Source organism: Methylovorus sp. MP688, from assembly GCF_000183115.1.
In the GTDB taxonomy this organism is placed as follows: domain Bacteria; phylum Pseudomonadota; class Gammaproteobacteria; order Burkholderiales; family Methylophilaceae; genus Methylovorus; species Methylovorus glucosotrophus.
In genome coordinates, this window is record NC_014733.1 from 1,041,047 (window position 1) to 1,053,951 (window position 12,905).

Below are 12,905 nucleotides of genomic sequence, written 5' to 3' on the forward strand. Positions count from 1 at the left end.
CCATCCAGGCTGGCCCTTAGCTGACTCTATGTTTGACCCTAAACCCATACTGAAAAACCTGCCCAATCTGCCGGGCGTATACCGCATGATCAACGCTGAAGATGCGGTGATCTATGTGGGCAAGGCGCGCGACCTTAAAAAGCGCGTGTCGTCCTATTTTCAGAAGAATCTGCCCAGCCCGCGCACGCGCATGATGGTGTCGCAAATTGCGCGCATTGAAACCACCGTAACGCGCTCCGAAGCCGAAGCCTTGCTGCTTGAGAACAATCTCATCAAGAGCTTTATGCCGCGTTACAACGTGCTGTTTCGCGATGACAAGTCCTATCCCTACATCACGCTGACCGGCGATGCGTTTCCGCGCCTGGCTTTTCACCGCGGCACGCAGCGCAAGGGCAACAGCTATTTTGGCCCGTTCCCCAATGCAGTGGCGGTGCGCGAAAGCATACAGTTGCTGCAAAAAGTCTTCCGCCTGCGCACCTGTGAAAATACGGTGTTCGCCAACCGTTCGCGTCCCTGTCTGCAATACCAGATTCAGCGCTGCACCGCACCCTGCGTTAACTTTATTTCGGAAGAGGATTATCAGCGCGATGTCAGCCATGCCACCCTGTTTTTGCAGGGGCGTGAACAGCAGGTGATGGATGAGCTCAGCCACAAGATGATGCAGGCGGCCGAGGAGCAGGAATACGAGATGGCTGCGGTTTACCGTGACCGCATGCAAAGCCTGCGGCAGGTGCAGGCCAAGCAGTTCGTCAGCGACTTTACCATCAGCGATGCCGATGTGATTGCCTGCGCCGAGCTGCATGGGCAGCTATGTGTCAATCTGGTGATGATACGTGGCGGTCGCCATCTGGGTGACAAGAGTCATTTTCCCAAGAACGCCGAAGGCGCGGATGCCCGCATGACGGCTGAAGCTTTCCTGGAACAGCATTACATGCCGCAGAATACACCGCCGCTGATTATTGTCGGGGTCGAGGGCATGGAGACGGCGGAACTGGAGGAGGTGCTGAGCGAGCAGGCAGGGCGCAAGGTCAAGATCAACACCAATCCCATCGGCGACAAGCGCGTGTGGCTGAAGATGGCGCAAACCAATGCCGAGCTGGCGCTGGAGCAGCGTAGCGCCGCCAATGCCAATCAGCAGGCACGTCTGGTGGCGCTGCGCGAAGCGCTGGATTTGCCTGAGAGCACCGAGCGCATCGAATGTTTTGATATCAGCCACACCATGGGCGAGGCCACCGTTGCCTCCTGCGTGGTGTTTGACCGTGGCGCCATGCAGAATTCGGAATACCGCCGCTACAATATTACGGGGATTACCCCGGGCGACGACTACGCCGCCATGCGCGATGCCTTGACGCGCCGCTATAAAAAGGTGGCGGCAGGCGAGGGTTTGCTGCCGGATCTGGTGTTTATTGATGGCGGCAAAGGGCAGCTTGGGGTTGCGGTGGAAGTCATGCATGAAGTAGGCTTGCCGGACATCCAGCTGGTGGGCATTGCCAAAGGTGAGGAGCGCAAGCCGGGTCTGGAGCAGATGTTCTTCCCGGATCGCGATACGCCGGTGGGCTTGCGCAATGATCACCCGGGCTTGCATCTGTTGCAGCAGATACGCGATGAAGCGCACCGCTTTGCCATTACCGGCCACCGTGCGCGGCGTGGCAAGGCCCGCATGCACTCCAGCCTGGAAGATATTGCCGGCATTGGCGCCAAGCGGCGCCAGCGTCTGCTGACCCGGTTTGGCGGGCTGGATGGTGTCAAGAATGCCAGTGCCGATGAACTGGCGCAGGTGGAAGGCATCAGCCCGGCGCTGGCACAAAAAATATACGACGAATTACATTAACAATAACAACGCATTCTCTGAGCAAAAAAAGGCGACCCCATTCATGCATTGGAATATACCCAATACGCTTACTGTCACCCGCATCCTGATGATTCCGATTTTTGTCGGCATCTTCTATATGCCAGTCAGCGTGATCCCGGCACATTGGGTCAACTTCAGCGCAGCGGTGCTGTTCGCGCTGGCAGCGCTGACCGACTGGTTTGATGGCTACCTCGCCCGCAAGCTCAACCAGACCTCGGCCTTTGGCGCATTTCTGGATCCGGTGGCCGACAAGCTGATGGTGGCCGCCGCGCTGGTGGTGCTGGTGGACTTTGAGCGCGTCGGCGCGGTTATCGCCTTCATTATCATAGGCCGTGAAATCGCCATCAGCGCATTGCGTGAATGGATGGCAGGCATGGGCGAGGGCAGCAGTGTGGCCGTGGCGCAAATCGGCAAGTTCAAGACCACCGTGCAGATGGCGGCCATCCTGTTTTTGCTTTATCACGACCCAATCGCCGGGCTGGATATCCAACTCGTTGGCACCGTGCTGGTGTGGATCGCGGCATTTTTGACATTGCTGTCAATGGCTTACTATTTGAAGGCGGCCTGGCCCCGCATGAAAGAGAGAAAATAAGGCGCAGCGGGTGTTGACACAACCCCGAAAATCCTTAAAATGGCGCCTTCTTTCGATGCGGGAATAGCTCAGTTGGTAGAGCGCAACCTTGCCAAGGTTGAGGTCGCGAGTTCGAGACTCGTTTCCCGCTCCAGATTAAAAAAAGGGAAAGCAGCGCATGTATGCTTTCCCTTTTTTGCTCCGGATTGAACTCCGGCGCGATGGCGCGATAGCAAAGCGGTTATGCCGCGGCCTGCAAAGCCGTTTAGGCCGGTTCGACTCCGGCTCGCGCCTCCAGTACATGCGGGAATAGCTCAGTTGGTAGAGCCGAGTTCGAGACTCGTTTCCCGCTCCAGGTAAAAGGGAAAGCAGAAATGCTTTCCCTTTTTTGCATTTACGCTCCCCGATTCCCCCGCAGTTGCATTCTCTATGATCCCGATTGTGTATTGCCGCATGCTTCGGTTAATATTCAAGCACAGGCGCATGCCGGTGGTGATCGCTACCGCAATACGGCATACTACTGCATGGGGTGTTGTGATAAACAGCAGCAGTAATGCGCCTAACACAATAACGGGGGAAGCATGAAGAATACACTGGCCGCCATGGCCTTGATCTGCATGGGTATGACAACGGTTTACGCCGGTACCCAGCAAGAAAAAATGAAATCCTGTAACGATGAGGCAAGCAGCCAGTCCCTGGCTGGTGATGCCCGCAAAGCCTTCATGAAAAACTGCCTCAGTGCTGACCCCATGTCAGCGCAGCAGCTCAAGATGAAAACCTGCAACGCCGATGCCAGCGCCAAATCGCTGGCAGGGGACGAACGCAAGGCATTCATGAAGAGTTGCCTGAGTGCCAAAGCGACTCCTCCCACCCAGCAAGAAAAAATGAAAACCTGTAATGCGGATGCCAGTGCCAAATCCCTGACTGGCGACGCGCGCAAGGCGTTCATGAAAAGCTGCCTCTCGGCTTCTCCCCAATAATAAATTCCGGCCCGATTCTGATCGGGCTTTTTTCATGTGCGGCGCGCAGCCGGGCACAAGGGCGATGCCATGCGCTTGAGTATGCTGGCGCAGGCCTCGTGTTTGCATGATTAACAAAGGTATGTCCGCGGCAAGTGCAGTTGCCGGGTTATTGCAAAGACAGTGTGACTATGAATCGTGATGAGGAATTTTTAGGGGCACAAGCGCAGGTCAAGGATAGTCTGCTTGAAGCCCTGTTGATTGTGTGTCGTTTTCATGGGGTCGCCATTACGCGGGATGCCCTGAGTGCGGGCCTGCCATTGCGCGACGGTAAAATGACGCCAGCCCTGGTGCGGCGGACAGCGGCACGCGCCAACCTGGTCGCCACGGTGATCAGGAAGCCGTTGGGCGACATACGTCGCGAGTTTTTACCGGCGATTCTGCTGCTGGAGGACAACGAGGCCTGCGTGCTGGTTGGCTGGGATGAATCGCGCCAGCATCTGCGCATGATCTTCCCCGAGCTGGGCGATGCCGAAGTCAGCATTTCAGAAGAGGAGCTGCTGTCACGCTACAGCGGCTACGCCATTGTCGCCAAGCCCAAATTCACCTTCGACAAACGCGCCCCCACGGTCGGCAATGTGCGTATGCGCCACTGGTTCTGGGGCACGCTGGCAGAAAACAGCAAGGTATACCGCGACATCATGCTGGCCGCCTTGCTGATCAACATGTTTGCGCTAGCCATGCCTATTTTCACCATGAATGTGTATGACCGCATTGTGCCCAACCGCTCGGTGGAAACCCTGTGGGTCCTGGCTGCTGGTATAGGCCTGATCATTCTGGCGGACTTTGCCCTGCGTACCATCCGCGGTTATTTCCTTGATTGGGCCAGCCACCGCGTCGATATCAAGCTGTCGGCCCGCATCATGGAGCAGGTGCTGGGCGTGCGCATGGAGCAGCGGCCTACCTCGGTCGGCTCGTTTGCCGCCAACCTGCGTGCGTTTGAAACCGTGCGCGACTTCATTACCTCGGCCACCATCACCACCCTGATTGATATTCCGTTTGCCCTGATCTTTATTGGCGTCATGGCCTGGATTTCCTGGCCCATGGTGATTCCGGTGCTGGTCGGCGCGGCGATTCTGCTGGTGTATTCCTTCAGCGCGCAGACCAAGATGCAGGAGTTATCTGAAACCATGTTCCGCGCCAGCTCCATTCGCAATGCCACTCTGATTGAAAGCCTGGTCGGGCTGGAAACCGTCAAGGCACTGGGCATCGAAGGCCAGATGCAGCGTCGCTGGGAAAAAACCGCCACCTACCTGACCGAAGTCGGCAGCAAGCTCAAGCTGCTGTCCGCCTCCATCAACAATGGCGCCATGGGGCTGCAGCAGCTGGTCACTGTCGGCCTGGTATTGCTGGGCGTGTATCTGGTGATCAATGGTGACCTCACCATGGGCGGCATGATCGCCTGCACCATGCTGGCTTCACGCGCGCTGGCGCCCATCTCGCAGGCGGCAGGCATGATGACGCAATACCACAATGCAGCCACCTCGCTGACCTCGCTGGAAGAGGTCATGAACAAGCCAGTGGAGCGGCCGGTGGATTTCCGCTTTCTATCCCGCCCCAGCTTTACAGGCGATATCGAGTTTCGCGATGTCAGCTTCAATTACCCCGGCTCCGATGCCAACGCGTTGCGCAACGTCTCGTTCAAGATCAAGGCGGGGGAGCACGTGGCGATTCTGGGCCGCATGGGTTCCGGCAAGACCACCATCCAGAAACTGATCCTCGGGCTTTATCAGCCCACGGCAGGCGCGATCCTGATTGATGGTATTGATTCACGCCAGATAGACCCCGCCGAGCTGCGGCGGGCGATTGGCTATGTGCAGCAGGACACCCATCTGTTTTACGGATCCATGCGCGACAACATCGCGATTGCCGCTCCGCATGCTACCGGTGAGCAGGTCCTGCATGCCGCCCATGTGGGTGGCATTGATGAATTCATCAATACGCATCCCCAAGGCTTTGACATGCCCGTGGGCGAGCGCGGCGATACGCTGTCTGGCGGGCAGCGCCAGGGCGTGGGCATTGCCCGTGCAGTGATCAACAACCCGGTGATCTACCTGCTGGATGAACCAACCAGCGCCATGGATCACTCCGGTGAAGAGGCGGTGAAAAAACGCCTGTCGGAAGCTTCCAGCGGCAGGACATTGCTGGTGATTACCCATCGCTCATCGCTGTTCGACATGGTGGATAGAATTATTGTGATAGATGGCGGCAAGATCATGGCGGATGGTCAGAAAGACCTCGTCATTGATGCCTTGCGTACCGGTAAAGTGGGGAAAGCCGCATGAGCCAGCTTTTATTCAAGGCACTGGGTGCCATTCATGGGGTTTTCAATCGCATTGGCCTGCTGAGCAAGCCCGTGCGCTGGATGCTGGACAAATGGACGCCCGCCAAGGCCGAAGAAGATGCATCATGGCAGGAAGAAGCCGAGCTCGCCATGCTGGAACAGCAAACCCTGCGTGCTAAAAAAGTGCTGTACTGGGTGGCCGGCGTGATCGTGCTGCTACTGATCTGGGCGGCGCTGACCAAGGTGGATGAAGTGACACGCGGTGAAGGCCGGGTGATCCCTTCCAAGCAGGTGCAGGTGATTCAGTCACTGGACGGCGGCATTGTGACTTCGCTGCTGGTGCATGAAGGGCAGTCGGTCAATGTCGGGACGCCGCTGGTGCGTATCGATGAAACGCGAGCCATTTCCTCCCTGCGTGAAAACCGCTCGCAATATCTGTCGCTGGTGGCCAAGCAGGCACGCTTGCGCGCGCTGGCGGATGATACGGCGTTCATGCCACCACCGGAGGTGATGAAGGAAAACCCCTCGGTGTATTCACAGGAGCAGGCCCTGTATTTCGCCAGCAAGGACGAGCTGGCCTCGCAGGTGGCAATTGCGCGCGAACAGCTGACCCAGCGCCAGCGTGAGTTATCCGAGATACAGGCCAAGCTGGAGCAGGCCGAGCGCGGTCTGGAGCTGAGCAGCCGCGAGCTGGCGGTGACCAAGCCTTTGCTCGGTACCGGCGCGGTTTCTGAAGTAGACCTATTGCGTCTGGAGCGCGATACCGCCCGCTTGCGTGGTGATCGCGATCAGGCACGTGCGCAGATCGGCCGGGTAGAGGCGGCGATTTCCGAAGCCTCGCGCAAGGTGAGCGAGGCGCAGCAATCGTTCCGCAGCAAGGTGCGCACCGAGCTGTCGGATACCACCGCCAAGCTCAACAGCCTGGTGGAAACCAGCGTTGCACTGAATGACAAGGTCGTGCAGTCCACGCTGAAGTCACCGGTCAAAGGCACCGTGAGCCGGCTCTTTATCAATACCGTGGGTGGCGTTATCCAGCCCGGCAAAGAGGTCATGGAGATCGTGCCTACCGACGACGCCCTGATCCTGGAAACCAAGATTCAGCCGCGTGACATTGCCTTTATCAGTTTCGGGCAGCCTGCCACGGTGAAGCTGACGGCTTATGACTACACCATTTATGGCACGCTGGATGCCAAGGTGGAGAGCATTTCCGCCGACTCGGTGGTGGACGACAAAGGCAATGCGTTTTACATCGTGCGCGTCAAAACCATACGCTCCAATCTGGGCAAGGGCCTGCCTATCATTCCTGGCATGGTGGCGCAGGTGGATATCATGACCGGCCGCAAAACCGTGCTTTCTTACCTCTTGAAGCCGGTGCTCAAGGCCCGCTCATACGCCTTCACGGAACGATAACAACACCATGCGCGATATTTTCATTTCTGCAGGGGGGCGCTTGCTGGCCGACTGGCAGCAGGTTTGTCCCGAAGGGGCGGTATTCAGGGAAACTGCCGCATTGAATGCCGATGTTGGCCAGGCCCTGATCTGGCTGCATGTGAATGCAGACAGCACCGCCAGCATGCTGACGGATGTAACAGGCCTGCTAGGCCGCTTCACTCAGGCGCGCGTGCTGGTGCTGGCGAATGCGCCGGATACCAATGAAGCGGTGGCGGCTTTTCAGCAGGGCGCCGCAGGCTATTGCCATGCCTACAGCTCGGCCGACGTGCTGCGCGAGGTGCGCCGCGTGGTGCAGCTGGGCGGCGTATGGCTAGGGCCAGAGGTCCTGCAGCGCCTGATCACGGTTGGCCGCACCATGGTGGGCTCCAGTCAGACCAAGATCAATGCCACGCTGGATCAACTCACCCCGCGCGAGCGCGAGGTAGCACTCAAGGCAGCAGAAGGCCTTAGCAACAAACTCATTGCGCGCGAGCTGGATATAACCGAGCGCACGGTCAAGGCCCACCTCACGGCCATCTTTGAGCGCCTGGCGATACGGGACCGTTTGCAGCTTGCCCTGATGCTGAATGATCGACAGGGCTGATGAAATTTCGAGGTCTAGTACCTTGGTACAATATTTTTTGATGTTTGGATGGGGTTTAATCGCTCCATCAGTAATTTTGTAGAAAGGTCAGGTACACCATGGCAGCGATCGGTACCGTAGTAGCAATCAATGGCGGCAGCAATGCATTTGCTGTGAATGAACGTGGCGAACGCCGCATGCTCAAGGTGGGCGACAGCATACAGCCAGGTGAAGTCGTCACGACTGCGCAAGGTGTTGTCGTTGATATCCTCCTGACCACAGGCCAGAAAATCGAGATTTCAGCTGACCAGACGGTGAAATTCACCCCTGAGCTGGCTGAATTCATCGCCCCTGAAGGCACAGAAAGTGCCGTCAGCGAAGCCACTGTACAGGCCGTTATCCAGGCCATCGAACAAGGCCGCGACATTAACGAAGTGCTGGAAGAAACGGCGGCTGGTCTGATCGGCGCTGCCGGCAACGAGCACGGCTCTACCTTCGTTAACCTGCTGCGCATCGTCGAAGGCGTGACCCCGCTTAGCTATGAATATCCCGTCGGTACGCCTCCTGTAATCGACTTCGTGCGCGAAGCCTTCATTTACTCTGATCCTGCAGGCGTGGCTGCCACACCTTCTGGCCCGCCCTCCATTGTGCTGACCGATTACAACGGTATTGAGCCCGGCGAAATGACGCTGCCAGAAACCAATGGCGCTACGCCTGGTGACTTCACCGTAACCGCGCCTGCGGGCCTCTCCAGCATTTCCATTGGCAATTCCTCCGGTAGCACGACGGTGATCACTCTGGCACAGCTGACGAATGCCGGTACAACCCCTATCGTGATAACCACTGAGAAGGGCACTCTGACCGTAGTGGGCTACAACGCGACTACGGGTGTGGTGAGCTACACCTATGACCCTAACGTGCTTGATCATAAAGGTGCTCCTTCCCTCGCAGATAGCCTTCCCATTACCGTTACCGACACCAATGGCCAGACCGCCAGTGCAACGCTGGACGTGAACATCACTGACACCGGCCCAACCGCGGTAAATGACACCAACAGCATTACCGAAGACGCGACACCGAATCAGGTGACGGGCAATGTATTGAACAACGACAACATCGGTGCCGATGTGAAAGTGGACCCTGTTACGACGACGGGTACTTTTGTCGGCCAGTACGGCACGTTGGTATTGAATGCCAATGGTACCTATACGTACACGCTGAGCAATGCCAACCCTGCCGTGAATGCGCTGAACGAAAACCAGAGCTTGCAGGATGTGTTCAGCTACACCATCAAGGATGCAGATGGGACTGAAGCCACCGCCAATCTGACCATCACCATCAATGGTCATACCGACAGCCCACCTGGGCTGATCGTGGAAGGTGCTACCTTGCCGGAAACCGCTGACGCGACTCCAGGCAGCTTCCTGGTGGAAGCCGAGGCTGGCATCAGCAGCATTACCATCAGCGGCACTACCGATCATGTAGTGACTCTGCAACAGTTGAACAATCTGGCAACGGACCCGATCACCATCACCACGCCACGTGGCACACTGGTGCTGACCGGCTATGACGCTACTACAGGTGTGGTCAGCTACACCTACGATCCAAATATCCAGAGCAGCAACTCCAGCGTGACCGACAGCATCGGTGTGACGCTGACCGATGCCAATGGCGTATCGACCAGTTCGCCACTGAACATCGTGATCACCGACAGCGCTCCAGTTGCCGTGGCTGATACCAACAGCATCACGGAAGATGCATCGCCGAATCAGGTCACAGGCAATGTGCTGGATAACGACACTGTTGGCCCGGATGTGAACCCCAACCCGGTGACCACGACAGGTACCTTTGTCGGCCAATACGGCACCCTGATACTCAATGCCAATGGCACTTACACCTACACGCTGAACAATAGTAACCCGGCCGTGAATGCACTGAACGAAAACCAGAGCTTGCAGGATGTGTTCAGCTACACCATCAAGGATGGTGACGGTACCGAAGCGACTGCCAACCTGACCATCACCATCAATGGTCATACTGACGGCGCGCCAGGGTTGATCGTGGAAGGCACGACCTTGCCGGAAACCGCTGACGCTACCCCAGGCAGCTTCCTGGTGGAAGCCGAGGCTGGCATTAGCAGCATCACCATCAGCGGCACCACGGATCACGTGGTCACCCTGCAGCAGCTGAACAATCTGGCAACAGACCCGATCACCATCACCACGCCACGTGGCACACTGGTGCTGACCGGCTATGACGCTACTACAGGTGTGGTGAGCTACACCTATGATCCGAATATCCAGAGCAGCAACTCCAGCGTGACCGACAGCATCGGTGTGACGCTGACCGATGCCAATAACGTATCGACCAGTTCGCCACTGAATATCGTGATCACCGATAGCGCCCCTGTTGCCGTGGATGACACCAACAGCATCAAGGAAGATGCATCGCCGAATCAAGTCACAGGCAATGTGCTGAACAACGACACTGTTGGCCCGGATGTGAACCCAAATCCAGTGACGACCACAGGCACATTTGTTGGTCAGTACGGCACGCTGATACTCAATGCCAATGGCAGCTATACCTATACGCTGAACAACGCCAATCCGGCGGTGAATGCGCTGAATGACAACCAGTCCTTGAAGGACGTTTTCAGCTATACCATTAACGATGGTGACGGTACGCCAGCCACGGCCAACCTCACGATTACCATCAATGGAACGACAGATGACCGTCCACCCGTCGTTGGCACGGCAACTGCCAACGTATCGGAAGAGGGCTTGCCTGGTGGCTTGCCAGATAGCAGCGGCACGGTAGATGTAACCAATAGCGCGAGCGCACATGGCACGCTTTCCATTAGCGATCCGGATGGCAATGCCATTACCTCGGTCGTGCTGACGGCACCTACTGGCGATTATTACTCCGGTGGCCAGCTTATCACCTGGTCTGGCAGTGGTACTGGCACCCTGACCGGCTCTGCCGGTGGCCAGCCTGTGCTGACCATTACCATCAACAACGGCGGTGAGTACGACGTGAACCTGTTGCGTCCGCTCGATCATCCCGATACCAAGACGGAAGATGTGCTGACCCTGAATGTCGGTGTCAGCGCCACTGCGAATGGCGTGACTTCGGTGGGCAACCTGACCGTGAACGTGGAAGATGATTCGCCAGTTGCCAACCCGATCACCGCCAATCTGTCGACTACGAATACTAACCTGCTGATTACGCTCGATATCTCAGGCAGTATGCGTACTCATGATGGCGTAGGTGACACTACGCGGCTGGCCAGTGCCATCCAGTCCATCAAGGTATTGCTGGACAAGTACGATGCACTGGGCGATACCCGCATCAGCCTCGTCGTATTCTCTACCACCGCAGCCCAGGTTGGTACGGACTGGATGACGATTGATCAAGCCAAGGCACAGCTGGATCAGATTCTGGTCAAGGGCCCCGGTGGCAATACCAATTACGACAGCGCTCTGGCCAATGCCATGGATGCATTTGATGATCCAGGCAAGCTGACCAATGCACAGAATGTGGCTTATTTCATCTCCGACGGTGAACCCAATACTGGTAGTGGCAGTAACACCAGCCTGACGGGCGGCACCAATACCAATAGCTCGGATGCTGGCATTCAAACCCAGGAAGAGCTGGCATGGAAAACCTTCCTGGAAGCCAACCAGATCAAGTCTTATGCGATTGGCGTCGGCAGCGACATCAATAGCGTAAATGCCCTGAATCCGGTAGCGTACGATGGCCAGACCAACACCAATATGGATGGCATTCTGGTCACCAGTTTCACTCAGCTCGATGCCGTGCTGGCAGGCACTATCCAGAATCAGGCTGCTGGTGAACTGATCACCGGCAACATGATAGGGAATGGTGTAGGCGGCGACGGCGGTTTCGTCGGCAGCATCTCGGTGGAAGGTACCGAGTACCGCTTCAATGCGGCCACTGGTCTTGTCGAAGTAGTCGGCACCAATCACAGTACCTACAACAGCACCACGCATGAAATCACCGTGACCACGCTGCATGGCGGCCAGTTTGTGGTGGACATGGACAGCGGTAGTTATTCATACAAGGCACCGGATGGTTTGTCTTCCGCCATTACCGAAAAAATGGACTATGTGCTGCAGGACAAGGACGGTGACACCGCTGGCTCCACCGTCACCATCAACGTGGACAAGACTGATGTCCAGGTCGGCACGACGGCAGGCGAAACCATCACCGGTTCCAACCATCCAGACCTGATCATGGGCCGTGATGGCAACGATATCCTGATCGGTGGCGGCGGTAATGATCGCCTCTATGGCGATAACGGCAATGACACCCTGATTGGTGGCGCTGGCAACGATATCCTGAGCGGTGGCGCTGGCGTGGATACCTTCAAGTGGAATCTGGCCGATGCGGGCACGCCTGGTACCCCTGCCGTGGATACCATCACCGACTTCAACAAGGCATCGGTGGCATCCGGTGGTGACAAGCTGGATCTGCGCGATCTGTTGACCGGGGAAAATTCAGGCAATCTGCAAAATTACCTGCATTTTGAAAAATCCGGTTCGGATACCATCATCCACATCAGCTCCACTGGTGGTTTCTCCGGTGACAGCCATACCGTGGGTGCGGCCTTCAACAGCGGCGCCGAGAACCAGCGTATCGTGCTGGCCGGTGTGGATTTGACCACGGCAGGCCATACCGATGCCGCGATCATCAACAACCTGGTGACCAACAACAAGCTGGTTACCGACTAAACTTATCCGAAAGGGCGTTATGCCATACGTGTTACGCGATCAGGCTGGCAATATCAAAGCGGTGAGTCGCGAGGCCATGGACTCCCAAGGCTGGGAGTCTGTGGATGGCAAGTCGCCAGAGTATCAGCAGTATCTGGAAGACGCGCTCAAGGATCAGAATGCATTTCGCGAGAGTGATATTCAGCTCGCGCGCGTGCTGGAAGACCTGATCCTGCTGCTGATCGAGCGTGACGTGATTCACTTCACTGACTTTCCGGATGCGGCACAGAAACGGCTTATCCAGCGTCAATCCTGGCGCACCCAGGGCAAAGGGCTGGACTTGCTGGTGGATGACGAGAAGCCGGTTATCTGATGCCCATTCACGGCTCTCTTGCCGTTGGGTAAGTAGCAAAAACAAACCCCATCCACTACGGA

The 12,905-nt window shown here is 57.0% G+C and carries 8 protein-coding genes and 2 tRNA genes; all 10 read left to right on the forward strand.

Annotated features, from left to right (window positions below):
* Positions 1 to 28: 28 nt before the first annotated feature.
* The 10 genes from uvrC (at position 29) to MPQ_RS05190 (ending at position 12,843) form a co-directional block, all read left to right on the forward strand.
* On the forward strand, positions 29 to 1,831 hold the full coding sequence (gene uvrC / locus MPQ_RS05145; RefSeq protein ID WP_013441839.1) for an excinuclease ABC subunit UvrC: 1,803 nt from the start codon (positions 29 to 31) through the stop codon (positions 1,829 to 1,831).
* A 43-nt stretch (positions 1,832 to 1,874) separates the two neighbouring features.
* The gene (pgsA, locus tag MPQ_RS05150; protein ID WP_013441840.1) at positions 1,875 to 2,444 is read left to right on the forward strand and encodes a CDP-diacylglycerol--glycerol-3-phosphate 3-phosphatidyltransferase; all 570 of its coding nucleotides are present in this window, start codon (positions 1,875 to 1,877) and stop codon (positions 2,442 to 2,444) included.
* Positions 2,445 to 2,501: 57 nt separating this feature from the next.
* Positions 2,502 to 2,577: transfer RNA gene (locus tag MPQ_RS05155), tRNA-Gly, on the forward strand.
* A 69-nt stretch (positions 2,578 to 2,646) separates the two neighbouring features.
* Positions 2,647 to 2,720: transfer RNA gene (locus MPQ_RS05160), tRNA-Cys, on the forward strand.
* Between the two features lie 284 nt (positions 2,721 to 3,004).
* Positions 3,005 to 3,403 (forward strand): PsiF family protein, encoded by a 399-nt coding sequence (locus MPQ_RS05165; RefSeq protein ID WP_013441842.1) that lies wholly within the window; start codon positions 3,005 to 3,007, stop codon positions 3,401 to 3,403.
* A gap of 170 nt (positions 3,404 to 3,573) precedes the next feature.
* A complete protein-coding gene (locus tag MPQ_RS05170) occupies positions 3,574 to 5,727 on the forward strand; it encodes a type I secretion system permease/ATPase (RefSeq protein ID WP_013441843.1) in 2,154 nt (717 codons plus the stop codon).
* Positions 5,724 to 7,136: an HlyD family type I secretion periplasmic adaptor subunit gene (locus tag MPQ_RS05175; RefSeq protein ID WP_013441844.1), complete on the forward strand. Its 1,413-nt coding sequence runs from the start codon at positions 5,724 to 5,726 to the stop codon at positions 7,134 to 7,136. Before MPQ_RS05170 ends, MPQ_RS05175 begins: the two co-directional genes overlap by 4 nt.
* Before the next feature lie 7 nt (positions 7,137 to 7,143).
* Positions 7,144 to 7,761 (forward strand): response regulator transcription factor, encoded by a 618-nt coding sequence (locus tag MPQ_RS05180; RefSeq protein WP_013441845.1) that lies wholly within the window; start codon positions 7,144 to 7,146, stop codon positions 7,759 to 7,761.
* A 98-nt stretch (positions 7,762 to 7,859) separates the two neighbouring features.
* Positions 7,860 to 12,491, forward strand: a complete 4,632-nt coding sequence (locus tag MPQ_RS05185) for a retention module-containing protein (RefSeq protein WP_013441846.1) — start codon at positions 7,860 to 7,862, stop codon at positions 12,489 to 12,491.
* A gap of 19 nt (positions 12,492 to 12,510) precedes the next feature.
* On the forward strand, positions 12,511 to 12,843 hold the full coding sequence (locus MPQ_RS05190; RefSeq protein ID WP_013441847.1) for a hypothetical protein: 333 nt from the start codon (positions 12,511 to 12,513) through the stop codon (positions 12,841 to 12,843).
* The last annotated feature ends 62 nt before the right edge of the window (positions 12,844 to 12,905 follow it).